The sequence below is a fragment of the Rossellomorea marisflavi genome, assembly GCF_022170785.1.
GTDB classification, from domain to species: domain Bacteria; phylum Bacillota; class Bacilli; order Bacillales; family Bacillaceae_B; genus Rossellomorea; species Rossellomorea marisflavi_B.
Window position 1 is genome coordinate 3,412,700 of the sequence record NZ_CP081870.1, and the last position, 13,761, is coordinate 3,426,460.

A 13,761-nucleotide genomic window follows, 5' to 3' on the forward strand; every position below is an offset into this window, starting at 1 on the left:
CCTTCTTCCGAATAGATTAGATTACGAGGGACATCATCAAGTCGATTACTTTTATTCCGGCAAATGGAGCCAGCATCCCACCGATTCCATAGATCAACAGATTCCGTCTCAACAGGATATCCGAGCGCACCGGCTTATACGCCACCCCTTTCATGGCCAAGGGCACGAGAAGGGGAATGATGATGGCATTGAAGATCAGGGCTGACAGGATGGCTGTGACGGGAGATGATAGCTTCATGATATTCAGTGCTTCCATCTCCGGGATGGCCGTCATGAACATGGCCGGGATGATGGCAAAATATTTGGCCACATCATTGGCGATGCTGAATGTCGTCAAGGCTCCCCTTGTCATGAGCAGCTGTTTGCCGATGGAAACCACCTCGATGATCTTCGTGGGGTCAGAGTCCAGATCCACCATATTGGCCGCTTCTTTCGCCGCCGTGGTCCCGCTGTTCATGGCGAGTCCGACATCGGCCTGGGCGAGGGCAGGCGCATCATTCGTCCCGTCCCCGGTCATGGCGACCAACTTGCCCTGTGACTGTTCAAACCGGATCACCTCGATCTTATCTTCCGGTTTACACTCGGCAATGAACTCATCCACTCCCGCTTCCCTGGCGATCGTTGCCGCCGTCAGCGGGTTATCACCCGTACACATCACAGTCTTGATCCCCATCTTCCTCAGCTGCTCGAATCGCTCCTTCATACCAGGCTTCACCGTATCTTTCAAATAGATCAGTCCGTAAATCCGATCATCCATGGCAACGGCAAGGGGAGTCCCCCCTACCCCGGCTATGGCTGTCGATTTCGCCTCCAAATCGGCTGGGATGGATCCACCTTGGGATTTCACCCAGGCCTTCACCGCATCGACTGCTCCTTTTCTTACCCTTCGACCGTCAGGAAGATCCAACCCGCTCATCCTCGTCTCAGCCTTGAAGTCGATGAATGTACCACCTGTGACCTCGGGGATGACGACTCCTCTTCCCTTCAAGAGCTCCAGCACCGACCGTCCCTCTGGCGTCTCATCTTTCAGGGAACTCATTCCTGCCCAGTAAGGAAGCTCTTCTTCCCCTTCCCCAGTCGGAATGATATCACTTGCCATACGGTTCCCGAATGTGATCGTCCCTGTTTTATCAAGGATGATGGTGTTGATATCCCCGGCTGCTTCCACCGCCTTTCCGGACATGGCCAGCACATTGAACTGTGTGACCCGGTCCATCCCGGCGATTCCGATGGCCGATAACAGCCCGCCGATCGTCGTCGGGATCAGGCATACGAGCAGGGCAATGAGGACTGCGGTATCTATCTGGAACCCAAGGTAGTTCGTGAAGAACGGGAGGGTCATCACCATGAACAGGAAGATCAATGTCAAACTGGTCAGGACGGTATTCAAGGTAATTTCATTTGGTGTCTTTTGACGCTCGGCCCCTTCTACAAGGGAAATCATCCGGTCCAGGAAGGATTCTCCCGGGTTGCTCGTAATCCGGATGGTGATGCTATCACTGACGACCCTCGTTCCTCCCGTCACGGAGTTGAAGTCCCCTCCTGCTTCCTTCATCACGGGAGCTGACTCCCCGGTAATGGCGGATTCATCCACCGATGCGATGCCTTTGATCACTTCTCCGTCACCCGGGATCCATTCCCCTTGGGAAACGATGACAATATCGTCGACTTTCAGTTTGTCAGAAGGCATGTGGTGGATCGATCCATCCTTCATCCTGACGTTAGCGATCATATCCTGCTTGGACTTCTTCAATGCCCCGGCCTGGGCCTTCCCCCTCCCTTCGGCCAAGGCCTCGGCAAAGTTTGCGAACAAAACCGTAAAAAGCAGGATGAGTGCGACCGAGAGAGAGAACCATGTTCCCGTCCCTCCTGGGCTTTGTGGTAAAAACACCTGGATGAAGGAAACGAAGAACCCGATTTCCACTACGAACATGATGGGATTCTTGACCATCCTTCTAGGGTCCAGCTTCATGATTGATTCTTTCAGTGCGTTCCATAATAACGTTAAGCCCTTGCTATTCTTTTCAACAGAAGGGGACGGCACCTCTCTTACCGGTGAGATGATGTCCTCCTCCTGATCCTTCAACAAATGGTTTCCCATTTCTTATCCCTCCAGCTTATAGTGTTAAATATTCTGCAACAGGTCCCAGCACGAGGACCGGGAAGAACGTCAGCGCTCCCACGATCATGATCGTTCCCACGAAGATGGTGCCGAATAGGGGAGAATCTGTACGGAAGGTTCCGATGCTTTCCGGAACAAGCCGCTTCTTGGCCAGGGATGCAGCGACAGCGAGCATGGTAATGACTCCGAAGTACCGCCCGATGAACATGACGATCCCCGTGGAAATGTTCCAAAATGGCGTGGCATCCCCCAGGCCTTCAAATCCTGATCCATTGTTGGCAGCAGACGACGTGAATTCATACATGACTTGCGTCAGTCCGTGGAACCCTTGATTGGAGATGGCATCCGTCCCTGCATGGACATAAAGGGCGATGGCCGATGCACCAAGTATGAGGAGCGGTTGGATCAGCATGGTGACGGCTATGAGCTTCATCTCGCGGGCTTCGATCTTCTTACCAAGAAACTCCGGAGTCCTGCCGATCATCAACCCCGATAGGAAAACGGCGATCAGGACATACATGATGACATTGAGGAACCCGGCACCCACACCACCGAATACGGCATTGAGGAGCATATTGGACAGAGCCAGCATCCCGCTCAAAGGCGTAAGCGTATCATGCATGGTATTGACCGCACCCGTCTCTGAAGCCGTCGTCACCATGGCATACAGGATCGACTCCCCGGGACCAAACCGGACTTCCTTCCCTTCCATGCTGGCCCCATTGATTCCAAGAGCATTCAATGCCGGGTTTCCATGCGATTCCGCCACCATCGACAGGGAGAGCATGACAACGAACATCATCATCATCGAGACGAATAAGAGGCGTCCTTGCTTCTCATTCCCAATCATCCTTCCATACGCGAAGGGAATCGCCGTAGGCAGAAGGAACATCAAAAGGATTTGGAGCATATTGCTGAACGACCCCGGATTCTCAAAAGGATGAGCCGAGTTGACTCCGAAGAATCCACCACCGTTGTTCCCGAGCTCCTTGATCGATAAGAATGAGCCTACGGGACCCCGTGCTATCTCCTGACTCCCACCATCCACGGTCTGCACGGTAACAGATGGTGAAAGCGTCTGTGGTACCCCAAGTGCCACGAAGATCAAGCCGGTGATGAACGCGAGGGGCAATAGCACCCTGGTGATGGAACGGATGAAATCAACGAAGAAATTCCCCGCCCCCTTTCCGGCTAACAACCGGATAAATGCCATCACCCCGCTCAACGCGGTTGCAGGTGCCGCGAACATCATGAAGAGAACGCCCGCCATTTGGGCGAGATACGACAAACCGGTTTCACCGCTGTAGTGTTGAAGATTGGTATTCGTCATGAAGCTGATGGCCGTATTAAAAGCAAGGGACGCATCCATCCCTTTGATCCCTGCCGGATTCAGGGGAAGTATCCCCTGAAGTCTGAAAACCAGGTACACAAGCGCGATCATGAATACGTTCGTCAGAAGCAGGGAAGCAGCATACCTCTTCCAAGTCTGATTGATCGCCCGGACACCACCGAGCCGGAAGAGGATGTTCTCTGCCGGGAGGAATACCCGGTCAAGGCGCGTCCGCTCCGTATTGAATGCCTGTGCAAGATAGAGCCCTACAGGCTTTGCCAATAGAATGACAATGAACATGATAAGTACAACTGAACCAATCGTGGAAACCACTTTCCTTCACCCCATATCAAAATTTCTCTGGATTTAGCAACACATAACACAGATAGACAACCAGGATCAGAGCGATCGCCAACATCATCATTTCTCTTCATCCTTTCCCGGTTCTACAATGGATCCGGACCATTTCAATAGTCCTGCCATCGCCATGGTAAGCAAGCCCATCATGACCATCATCCAAACATCCCACATCTTGATTCCTCCTTTACTTTTTGGCCCAGTCAGAAAAAAATAGACCAACGCACACTTCTTCCCCATGTGAAAATCATGAACATGATCTTCATAGAATTGGAGAAAAAGCACACATTGGTCTACTTAATGCCCAGCAGGCTTCATGCCTTCTTTGCATTCTGTCTTCCACGTATTCTTTTTCGTATAGGCATAATAAAAAGACCTACATACACAGGCTGCCCCTCACGTCACAGATGTCTGCAACAAGAGATGCCCCCTGATTAAGGCGGTCTTGTGGACCTCCTTCGCTTTAGCCGACGAAGTTAGCTGACGGGTAGGATGGCGAAAGAGTTTTCTCATCCCTTCTACACAGTAGAATTAACCCCAAAAAATTGGTTCCTCCGCTCTCTTTCGAGATTAGGCCGGTTGATGCTGTTGTTTATGAAATTGATATTACTCCGAGTTCATTCCGTTGTAAACGACGAAAAACCAGAGAAAACAGTCATATTCAATCAAAATAATAAAAATTAACTTTATTTACTCCGTATTACTCACTCAATCTCATTATTTCTATTCTTATAAAACAAAAAAATAGGATTGACTTCCCCTACCTTATGGACGTACGATTGTCGTTGAAAAGACGCAAGCGAAATTCAGGAGGATCATATGGCAACGAAAAAACGATTAGAGGCCGAGCTGAGCGAAGCCTTCATCAAGCTCCAAAGGGAATTGATCGGGAGGGGACCACAGGAGACGAGGACCTACATCGTCGAAGATATGGTGATTGCACGGTTCAAGGGCGTCCTCACCGTAGAAGAAAAGCATCTGGTGGAACATGATAATGGACGGAAGCTCGTGAAGCAGATGAGGCAGATCCTCCGGGAGATGTACGGGGAGAAGTTCGAAGACGTCGTGGAAAAGCTGACGAACTGCCACGTCCTTACAAGTCATAGCGACATCAGCACCAGGTCAGGTGAAAGGATCGAAGTGTTCGTCCTTGACCGGAATCTCGAGAAAGACCTGACTCAATAAAAAAATGCCGCAGGGATCGATCCCTGCGGCTGATTCTGCGTTATTGGTTACCTTGTTTCACCCAGCCAGCGACGGTGACGGTACGTTTTGCCTGATGCTTCACGGCAGGCTCCACGTTTTCGACCATATTTCCTTCCTGGTCGACGGTCACACTCGTTCCGTATGGGTTTCCTCCTGTTGTAAAGAGGACAGGATCTGTGTATCCAGGGGATGCCACGATTGCTCCCCAGTGGTGCATCGTCGTGTATAGAGACAGGATGGTTTGCTCCTGGCCTCCGTGTGGATTCTGGGCTGACGTCATGGCACTGACCACTTTGTTGGCAAGCTTGCCGTTGAACCAAAGTCCGCCTGTTGTATCGATGAACTGTTTCACCTGTCCAGGCACGTTTCCGAAACGGGTCGGGATGCTGAAGATGATGGCATCTGCCCATTCAAGATCTGCAAGCGTCACTTCCGGAACATCTTTCGTTGCCTCCACATGTGCTTTCCAGGCCGGATTGGATTCAATGGCACCTTGTGGCGCTGTTTCAGGCACCTTCAGTACTTTCACTTCTGCTCCGGCTTCCTTCGCACCTTCTTCCGCCCACTGGGCCATTTTGTAGTTGGTACCTGTTGAACTATAATAAATCACTGCTACTTTTACGTTTTCCATCGTTGTTTCCTCCTTTTGTTGTGTTCCGAATAGTTTACTGAAAAATCCCATGTTCATTCTCCTCTGACTCTAGATGTGCTTCATTCAATCCGGGCGTTTGATCGTGAAGGTTTCACCGATCTTGGCATAGTCATTCCCTGCCAGACGGCTGACGGCCTGGAGCTTCTCCTTATCGATACGGCCGTTTTCATACAGGTCCTCACGGATATGGAACTTCACGATCCGACCGATGACAAGATCGGCTCCCCCCGCAGTGACAATCTGCTCCAGCACGCATTCCATCCGTACTTTCGCTTCCTCTACACCCGGTACCCCCACCACCTCACTCTGGGTGGGGGTCAATCCGGCAAGCTCCACTTCACTCTCATCCGGCTTCAAGCTGGCGGCCGTTTCATTGATCTTGCCCACGTTACCCTCATCCACGATGTGGACGACAAATTCCTTTGTTTGGGCGATATTCCTTGATGTATCCTTCTGTTCACCTGCTTTGCGCTGGACGGCAATGGAAACCATCGGCGGGTCCGCCGAAACGATATTGAAGAAGGAAAATGGTGCTCCGTTCACCGTTCCCGACGGCGACTGGGATGTGACGAACGCAATCGGCCTAGGAATGATGCTCCCGATGAGGAACTTATAGTTATCCTTGGCCGATAGCTGCGATGGATCAATGGAAATCAATGAAATCACTCCCCGATTAGTCTAGCTCTTTCACTTCGATCGGGATCAGGGCCTGCTCGATCCTATCCCGATGCCCCTCATACTGCTCCGGCAGCATAAGCTTCTCTCCCATTGTTTCCACCGTTTCATCATGTGCAAACCCAGGTGGGTCCGTTGCGATTTCAAACAGGATCTCTCCGTGCTCACGGAAGTAAATCGCGTTGAAATAGTTTCGGTCCTTCACTTCAGTGACACCATAGCCGCTTGCACCTACATGGCGCTGCCATTCGAGCTGGTCTTGGTCATCTTCCGCCCGCCATGCGATATGGTGGACCGTCCCCACTCCCGAGCGTCCCCGGCCGACGGAGGTTTTCTTCACATCGATGAGGTTTCCGATGTCAGCCGTAGATCGGAAGCGGATATAGTCCCCTTCCTCGCCTACCTTCTCAAGACCCATCACCTGCTCCAGCAATTCAGCTGTTTTTTCAGGGCGTGCAGATAGAAGGATGGCTCCACCGAACCCTTTGATGGCGACATCTGGTGATACACCTCCGAACGACCAGCCGTTGTTCTCCCCGCCTTCCCTCTCCACGATTTCCAGATGAAGGCCGTGTGGATCATCGAACGCCAGATATGTCTCGCCGAACCGATTTGATTCTTTTGCCTCGATGTTGAACGTCCCTAGGCGCTTTTTCCAAAATGAGAGGCTTCCTGTTGGTACGGCATAGGTAGTGACACCTACTTGCCCGTCACCGATCACTCCTTGACGTGCACCTGCCCATGGGAAGAAGGTGATGATGGTTCCGGGACTTCCGCCTTCGTCTCCGAAGTAAAGATGATAGGTGCCTGGGTCGTCGAAGTTGACGGTTTGTTTGACGAGGCGGAGTCCGAGGACGCCTGCGTAGAAGTCGATGTTTTCTTGTGGATGTCCGACGATGGCGGTGATGTGGTGGATTCCGGCTGTTCGTTTTTGCATGGTGGATCTCTCCTTTGGTTCGGAATGTGGTTTATATGGTTTTTTGTTGTGAAGTTCATGGTGGATAGATGGGTCCGTTCGTGTTCGCTGCGGGGTGCCGCTTTCCGCGGGGAGGGAGTTGAGCCGCTTCGGCTATCGCCTGCAGGGTCTCAACCTTCCCTCCTTTCCCGCAGGAGTCGGCACCCCTCCGCTACCACTCACTTTTCGATGATGTAAAGTGAGTGGTCCTAACAGAACTTGATGGGTGTAACTCATTCAAAAACGATTTTCGGATTCTTTTCTGCAATGATCCTGCTCATTCCTTCTACTCTTTCGCAACTGAGATGACACCCAGAGTGCATTGGAGCGAAAGGTACTTGAATCCTACGGGAATAGAGGGATGTTCGAGACCCCGCAAGAATGAGGAGGCTCGACTTCCTCCCCGTGGAAAGCAAGTGCCTGCAGCGGAAAGGAGCGGTCTTCGTGGTATTTATACTATTTTCAATATTTTCTTCTTTATTCCTTCTTTTACTCTGAATTAAAATATCTTTAATTCGAGATAATTATATGATGGATGCTCTTTCGATGTCAATGGTTTGGGAGAAAAAACTTTTAATTCGAGATATTTTCTTGCATGTTTGCTCTTTATTTACGTTGAAAAGGCGTTTATCTTGTATGAATAAAAGGAATCTTATTAGGTAGGCTCCATTTTAAGGAGTACGTTACTTATTGTATAAGAGGGAGGTAAGAAATGATTCGATTTGAGAATGTTTCAAAAGTGTTTGACGGAAATAAGAAGGCCGTGGACTCAGTCAGTTTCACGATTCCAAATGGGGAAATCTTCGTGCTGATCGGGCCGAGTGGATGCGGAAAAACAACGACGCTCAAGATGATTAATCGGCTCATCGAGTTATCCGATGGGACGATTTATATCAATGATGAGAAAGTCAGTACATACAATGTGCACGAGCTGAGATGGAACATCGGATATGTGCTCCAGAATATCGGTTTATTCCCACATATGACCATCGAGGAGAATATTGCCATCGTCCCAGAAATGAAGAAGTGGCCGAAGGAAAAGACAAGCAAGCGTGTAGCTGAGCTTTTACGGATGGTGGGTCTTAATCCTGCTGATTATAAGGACCGGAAGCCTGGTGAATTATCGGGTGGTCAGCAGCAGCGGGTCGGTGTTGCACGTGCCCTTGCGGCAGACCCTGAATTCATCCTGATGGATGAACCGTTCAGCGCCCTCGATCCCATCACAAGGGAAAAGCTGCAGGATGATATCCTGGCCCTCCAGAAGGAAATCAAAAAAACCATCGTGTTTGTCACCCATGACATGCAGGAGGCTCTGAAGCTCGGAGATCGCATCTGCCTCATGAAGGACGGAGAAGTCGCACAGGTAGGGACACCTGCAGAGCTGATCCAGAAACCCGCCAACGAATTTGTCAGGGATTTCATCGGTGGAAAAGGTCATTCTCTTGAGAATGAATTCAACCTGGCCGATATCCTTTCACCGATTGAGGAACCGCTGGATGTGGACCGGGCATACATCCCCATCGACAGTACGATCCACGAAACCCTTTCAGCACTCGCACATGAAGAGATCGCCATCGTGAAAAAAGATGGGACCCCCGTCGGGTACGTTTCAAGGGAAACCATCATCCGGCATCTTGCTGGAACGAGAGCGGGTGAAACTGGATGAACGGATTAATGGATACGTTCAATAACCGCAAAGGCGAATTGCTTAATGATCTCTTACAGCATATCGAAATTTCATTCATTGCCTTGTTCTTTGCCCTTATCATATCGATTCCACTTGGCATCTATTTGACCCGGAAGCAGAAGATAGCTGAAGGAATCATCGGCATCACGGCCGTCTTCCAGACGATTCCGTCGCTGGCCCTCCTCGGACTCTTGATTCCCCTAGTGGGTATCGGAACCGTCCCTTCCATCATCGCCCTTGTCGCCTATGCCCTCCTCCCGATCCTGAGGAATGTGTATACGGGTATCAATGAAGTGGATCCCGCCTTGACAGAAGCGGCAAAGGGCCTCGGGATGAACAGCTGGAGGCGCCTGGTCAAAGTCGAGCTGCCACTTGCCATGCCTGTCATCATGGCCGGGATCCGGACGTCGATGGTCCTCATCATCGGCACGACGACAATCGCCGCCTTGATTGGAGCCGGTGGGCTCGGGGATCTCATCACCGTCGGGATCAGCCGTAACGATACCGATCTGATCCTTCTCGGTGCCATCCCCGCTGCCCTGCTGGCGCTTTTCTTCGATTTCCTATTGCGGATCATCGGAAGGCTGTCATTCAAGAAATCCCTGATATCGGTGGCATCTGTCATCGTCATCGCCTTCTTGATCATCGGAGGTTCCGCCTTCTTAAAACCGAAGGAAGCCGATCTTGTCATCGGCGGGAAGCTTGGACCCGAGCCGGAGATCCTCATGAATATGTATAAGCTCCTGATTGAAGATGAAACCAACATCACGGTTGAGGTGAAGCCGAATATGGGGCCGACCACCTTCATGTTCAATGCCCTGAGGTCCGGGGATATCGACATCTACCCTGAATTCACAGGGACCGTCATTGCCGATCTCCTGAAGGAATCACCCGAGAGCACCGATGAGAAAGAGGTCTATACGCAGGCAAAAGAAGGTGCAAAGGAAAAACTCGGCTTCGCCTTACTCGAGCCGATGAAGTACAACAACACCTATGCCCTTGCCGTTCCCGAGGAGCTGGCCAAGGAGTATGACCTGAAGACCATTTCCGATCTGAAGGCCATCCAGGGCACTATCAAGGCCGGCTTCACACCGGAATTCCCTGAGCGGGACGACGGCTACCCCGGCATCCAGAAACTCTACGGCATCGAGTTTCCATCCGTGAAGGTCATGCAGCCCGAACTGCGGTACACAGCCATTGATTCAGGGAAGATTAATCTGGCCGACGCCTACTCCACTGACCCAGAAATCGAGAAATACAACCTGAAAGTACTCGAAGATGATAAGGGGCTCTTCCCTCCGTATCAAGGTGCCCCGATCATGAAAGAGAAGCTCCTTGAAGAATACCCAGAGCTTGAGGACATTCTCAACAAATTGTCCGGTAAGATCACGGATGACGAGATGAGGGAAATGAACTACCAGGTTTCCGTCGAAGACCGCTCTGCAAGAGAAGTGGCGGAAGAGTATTTAAAAAAGAATAAGCTTATTCAATAAATCAAAAACCGGACCGCCCATGTTGGCGTGTCCGGTTTTATTTTCCTTACTCAATTAAATTTCCTTTCTCATCATAGACTTCTACTTTCACATCATCATAAGAATCCTTCAGCGTATGCATCGTAATGGGCTCTTGAGTATCAAGAGGGAATTCTTCCGATTGACCACCCGCATGCACTTTGACATTCCCTTTCTGATCGGGGTGAAGGATGGCGAGGATGGTACTTTCGTTTCCTTCCAGGACAGCGGTCGTCACCTTCTGGCTTTTTTCTACTTCCTTCTGTTTATTTTCTTTGCCGTCAAATTCCATGATCCCAAACAGGCCATCAACGGTCTCATAGGTTGCAATCAGGGAGCTTTCCCCGTCCTGGGGTATGGTCTGGCGATACAGATCCAGGCCATGTTCCACCCTGTATTCCGTGAACTGCTCCAAAAGCTTTTCAGAAGGACTCGAACACGCTGAAAGTACAGAAAGGGTCACGACCAGCAAGGTCAGTAGCACACCGGGGCCAGAGATCGGTAAGAATTTTCTCACTAAATGGCTCATTCTGACCCTTTTTCCTTCATGGCACCCAATAGTTTTTCCAGCTTTTCTTCAACTGCCGCCAGCCGTTCCTCTTCTTGATCCGTCTTCTGTCTTCCATTGTTGACCAACCTCACCGCCACTGCTGTGACAAATACCAGTCCTGCCAACAGAGTCAGCAATGAAATTATAAATACACCGTCTCCTCCGGCCATTTCAACACCCCTACAGGAAATATTTTCTATATTATACCATTTACCTTCATTATGTACATCCTTTCTAATTCATTTCCACAGAAAATGCTTTCATCCTTCTCCAGTAGAAAGACCTCCGACTTCCTTCTCCAGCCGGCCGGTACTCCCCCGCAGGACAATGAGGCATACCACAAGCATGCCTCGCCTGCACCATTCTTATAAGGGTCACGACTAACAGGTCATACCAATCATGTAGAACCTTCTCCTGTGTATCCATCCCATTTACACCAAACAGACTTTTATTCCCCTTAAGTCAGACTTCTCCCCACCACAACCTTCTCCTTACACGAAGCCATGTAAGTCGCATACCGGAGACAGGTTTCCCAATCATCTTCCACTTCCATCGGCCACCACCTGATCGCCCCCATCGGTGCATTGGCCGCGTAGGTTTCCACAAGATGCGGTATCCTTCCGGCGATGACGATCTCATGATCTGAGAATCCGTTTTCCAGGCCTTCCCTGAGTGCTTCAAGAAGAAGGGTATGATCATACTCTTCTTCTTCATGAGGGATGGGGAATACTAATGAGCTCCGATCCTCCCTCTCATGGATGAGATGAGCCGTCTTCACACCGGCATCATCCGTTTTCCGCTTCCAAATCCGTTCATATGGAATTTCACGGGGCAGTTCAAAGGACTCTAGCCTCTCCCCGATCCGGTCCCCATAGTAGCTGTAAAGCTGCTGCACGAGAAGCTGGATCTGCTTGTTCCTTGTGAACGTCGTATTGCTCCCACCTGCGTTCCGGTATTGGATATAGAGAAGGTCCGGGATGGCCACGACACTGGTAGACAGGAACGTCCGGACGAGGAGATCATAATCATCTGCCACGAGCAGCTCCTCCCTGTGCCCACCGATGAGATGATAGCAGTCCCGCCTCCATGCACGGGGATGGTTAGGGAGGCCAACCAGATGCCTGATCGTTGTTCCATTAAGCGCCGTGTGCTTATTCACATTCTGCCAGCGCTTCATCTTATGGATCCACACCCGGTAGTACAGGTTATAGCCATAGCCGCTGTCCCACCCGTACCAATGGGCGTGGAGATTATCGGCATGGACCTCCGTACAATCTCCATAGGCAAAACCGCAGTCGGGATTCGCCTGGAAGGCCGACACGATTTTCTCCAGACAATCCTCCGTGAGCTCGTCATCATGATCAACCTCCACCAGGATTTCCCCGGTGCATAGACTTGCCGCATACCGTTTCACCGCTCCGATATAGCCGGACGATCCGTCTGGACGGTAGCGCCTGACTCTTGAGTCATCAAGGCCCATCAGAGCCGTTTGGTACGTCTCATCTTCGTCACCTGAGTCATCCACGATGACCCATTCCCAGTTCGTATAGGTCTGCTTCAAGAGAGATTCATAGGGCCGCCTGATTTTGTTTCCCGACCGGTAGGCTGCCGTGAAGACTGACACGAGGGGCCGGTCGCTGATGGTGGAAGGAATGGAAATCTCCTCCCCTTCAGGCAGGGGATCCGTCCGCTTCAACCAGCAGTGAAAGAGATGATCCGCCTCGATCTCCTCTCCCGACTTCACATGGATCCATCGCCTGCGCTCCTCAAGGGGCAGGCTGTTCAATCCTTTGAATTCCTCCCAGTCCTCCCCTATGGATACATACACACGCGGATGTTTTGGATCTATTTCCGGCTGTGACGCATCGGCATCGCACAGAACGATATCAATTCCCTTTTCCATCAGGCGATTGAAGATGATGTGAAGATAGTGATCGGTATAAGAATCAGAGATATAGAGATAGGCCGTGAACATGGAGGGCTCCACTCCCCCCTCTTCATTGTTCCGCCTGAGGCGTCCGATCCGGTCGGTCCCCCGGTAAACCTCTACCATTTCTCCTTTCCGGATGAGCATATGTTCTTGCTGGGCACTGATCCCTTTAGGGAAGAGGACCCCAAGTCCGTTGCTGTGGGTGAAGTCGATATGAGGGGTCCCCTGTTGCTCCGCCCAGAATTTGTATACGCCAAAGTCCCGGCCCCTCACATAAGTATCGTGGAAGAGGACGACCCCATTCTCCGACAGCTTCGGCAGCCACGTGGTGTAGTCATGGGTGACCGCTTCATATGTGTGGTATCCGTCGATATGAAGAAGGTCAATGGATCCGTCCTCGAACTCCTCGAGGGCTTCATCGAAGGTTTTCCTCAGAAGCTTGCCGATTCCGGGGAACTCCCTTTCCGTCACCGCTTTGACGCCTGCGTATACATCGTCCCCGTAATAGCCTGCGTGAGGATCCCCTTCCCATGTATCCACGGCATAGCAGACGGAGGGCATTTCTCCATCCTTCACCGCCTGACAAAAGCTGAAAAATGACGTTCCATATTGAGTGCCGAGCTCCACGATGCATGCAGGAGCAAGGTAGCGTACAAGATCATAAGCAAACCTGCGATGACCGGACCACGGGCCATATCGGATGGCACCTGAAGGCAATTCCTCCGCTTCGTCAACGTCAAAGGTCGCATAACGATAATCCCAGCCTTTCATCTCCCTCCTCCTCTC

At 51.1% G+C, this 13,761-nt stretch carries 12 protein-coding genes, 1 pseudogene and 1 riboswitch; of the genes and pseudogenes, 3 read left to right on the top strand and 10 right to left on the bottom strand.

The features are described from left to right. Positions 1 to 16: 16 nt before the first annotated feature. Genes kdpB through kdpF form a run of 3 tightly spaced genes read right to left on the bottom strand, consistent with a single transcriptional unit; the run spans position 17 to position 3,876 of the window. Entirely contained in the window at positions 17 to 2,101 is a 2,085-nt protein-coding gene (kdpB, locus tag K6T23_RS17870) for a potassium-transporting ATPase subunit KdpB (protein ID WP_238282186.1), read from the bottom strand. Between the two features lie 16 nt (positions 2,102 to 2,117). After that, positions 2,118 to 3,752 (bottom strand): potassium-transporting ATPase subunit KdpA, encoded by a 1,635-nt coding sequence (gene kdpA / locus K6T23_RS17875; RefSeq protein ID WP_238282196.1) that lies wholly within the window; start codon positions 3,750 to 3,752, stop codon positions 2,118 to 2,120. 49 nt (positions 3,753 to 3,801) lie between these two features. Beyond that, positions 3,802 to 3,876, bottom strand: coding sequence for a K(+)-transporting ATPase subunit F (gene kdpF, locus K6T23_RS22400; protein ID WP_079516689.1), 75 nt, complete (start codon positions 3,874 to 3,876; stop codon positions 3,802 to 3,804). Between the two features lie 383 nt (positions 3,877 to 4,259). Beyond that, positions 4,260 to 4,396: riboswitch (cyclic di-AMP (ydaO/yuaA leader) on the bottom strand. A 232-nt stretch (positions 4,397 to 4,628) separates the two neighbouring features. Between kdpF and K6T23_RS17880 the strand changes: the two genes are divergently transcribed. Continuing rightward, on the top strand, positions 4,629 to 4,994 hold the full coding sequence (locus K6T23_RS17880) for a Na-translocating system protein MpsC family protein (RefSeq protein WP_079515576.1): 366 nt from the start codon (positions 4,629 to 4,631) through the stop codon (positions 4,992 to 4,994). Positions 4,995 to 5,034: 40 nt separating this feature from the next. Here the strand turns inward: K6T23_RS17880 and wrbA are convergent, their stop codons facing one another. From wrbA to K6T23_RS17895, 3 genes are read right to left on the bottom strand one after another with little or no spacing between them, the layout of a single operon-like run. Beyond that, positions 5,035 to 5,697 (bottom strand): NAD(P)H:quinone oxidoreductase, encoded by a 663-nt coding sequence (wrbA, locus tag K6T23_RS17885; protein WP_048007156.1) that lies wholly within the window; start codon positions 5,695 to 5,697, stop codon positions 5,035 to 5,037. 33 nt (positions 5,698 to 5,730) lie between these two features. Then, positions 5,731 to 6,324, bottom strand: a complete 594-nt coding sequence (locus tag K6T23_RS17890) for a flavin reductase family protein (RefSeq protein WP_079515575.1) — start codon at positions 6,322 to 6,324, stop codon at positions 5,731 to 5,733. Between the two features lie 16 nt (positions 6,325 to 6,340). Further along, on the bottom strand, positions 6,341 to 7,279 hold the full coding sequence (locus K6T23_RS17895) for a ring-cleaving dioxygenase (RefSeq protein ID WP_079515574.1): 939 nt from the start codon (positions 7,277 to 7,279) through the stop codon (positions 6,341 to 6,343). 730 nt (positions 7,280 to 8,009) lie between these two features. On the opposite strand from K6T23_RS17895, the gene K6T23_RS17900 reads away from it, so the two are divergent. Together K6T23_RS17900 and K6T23_RS17905 are read left to right on the top strand one after the other, a co-directional pair. Further along, positions 8,010 to 8,963, top strand: coding sequence for an ABC transporter ATP-binding protein (locus K6T23_RS17900; protein WP_056540760.1), 954 nt, complete (start codon positions 8,010 to 8,012; stop codon positions 8,961 to 8,963). Further along, positions 8,960 to 10,477: an ABC transporter permease/substrate-binding protein gene (locus tag K6T23_RS17905; protein ID WP_238282198.1), complete on the top strand. Its 1,518-nt coding sequence runs from the start codon at positions 8,960 to 8,962 to the stop codon at positions 10,475 to 10,477. Before K6T23_RS17900 ends, K6T23_RS17905 begins: the two co-directional genes overlap by 4 nt. A 46-nt stretch (positions 10,478 to 10,523) precedes the next feature. On the opposite strand, the gene K6T23_RS17910 is transcribed toward K6T23_RS17905, so the two are convergent. From K6T23_RS17910 to K6T23_RS22405, 4 genes and pseudogenes are all read right to left on the bottom strand, one after another. After that, positions 10,524 to 11,024 (bottom strand): hypothetical protein, encoded by a 501-nt coding sequence (locus tag K6T23_RS17910; protein WP_238282200.1) that lies wholly within the window; start codon positions 11,022 to 11,024, stop codon positions 10,524 to 10,526. After that, positions 11,021 to 11,215 carry a hypothetical protein gene (locus K6T23_RS17915; protein WP_238282202.1) on the bottom strand — a complete coding sequence of 65 codons (195 nt, stop codon included), beginning with the start codon at positions 11,213 to 11,215 and terminating at the stop codon, positions 11,021 to 11,023. Before K6T23_RS17915 ends, K6T23_RS17910 begins: the two co-directional genes overlap by 4 nt. Positions 11,216 to 11,502: 287 nt before the next feature. Beyond that, a complete protein-coding gene (locus K6T23_RS17920) occupies positions 11,503 to 13,098 on the bottom strand; it encodes a glycosyltransferase (protein ID WP_420493511.1) in 1,596 nt (531 codons plus the stop codon). After that, positions 13,081 to 13,746: pseudogene (locus K6T23_RS22405) on the bottom strand (class I SAM-dependent methyltransferase); the annotation flags it as partial. The gene K6T23_RS17920 and the pseudogene K6T23_RS22405, both read right to left, overlap by 18 nt. Positions 13,747 to 13,761 lie beyond the last annotated feature (15 nt).

What these genes read in the sequence shown, in the direction of transcription:
- K6T23_RS17905 (WP_238282198.1), top strand. Translation starts at nt 8,960, where the DNA reads ATGAACGGATTAATGGATACGTTCAATAACCGCAAAGGCGAATTGCTT.
- K6T23_RS17895 (WP_079515574.1), bottom strand. Translation starts at nt 7,279, where the DNA reads ATGCAAAAACGAACAGCCGGAATCCACCACATCACCGCCATCGTCGGA.
- K6T23_RS17915 (WP_238282202.1), bottom strand. Translation starts at nt 11,215, where the DNA reads ATGGCCGGAGGAGACGGTGTATTTATAATTTCATTGCTGACTCTGTTG.
- K6T23_RS17900 (WP_056540760.1), top strand. Translation starts at nt 8,010, where the DNA reads ATGATTCGATTTGAGAATGTTTCAAAAGTGTTTGACGGAAATAAGAAG.
- K6T23_RS17920 (WP_420493511.1), bottom strand. Translation starts at nt 13,098, where the DNA reads ATGGTAGAGGTTTACCGGGGGACCGACCGGATCGGACGCCTCAGGCGG.
- wrbA (WP_048007156.1), bottom strand. Translation starts at nt 5,697, where the DNA reads ATGGGATTTTTCAGTAAACTATTCGGAACACAACAAAAGGAGGAAACA.
- kdpB (WP_238282186.1), bottom strand. Translation starts at nt 2,101, where the DNA reads ATGGGAAACCATTTGTTGAAGGATCAGGAGGAGGACATCATCTCACCG.
- K6T23_RS17910 (WP_238282200.1), bottom strand. Translation starts at nt 11,024, where the DNA reads ATGAGCCATTTAGTGAGAAAATTCTTACCGATCTCTGGCCCCGGTGTG.
- kdpA (WP_238282196.1), bottom strand. Translation starts at nt 3,752, where the DNA reads ATGTTCATTGTCATTCTATTGGCAAAGCCTGTAGGGCTCTATCTTGCA.
- K6T23_RS17880 (WP_079515576.1), top strand. Translation starts at nt 4,629, where the DNA reads ATGGCAACGAAAAAACGATTAGAGGCCGAGCTGAGCGAAGCCTTCATC.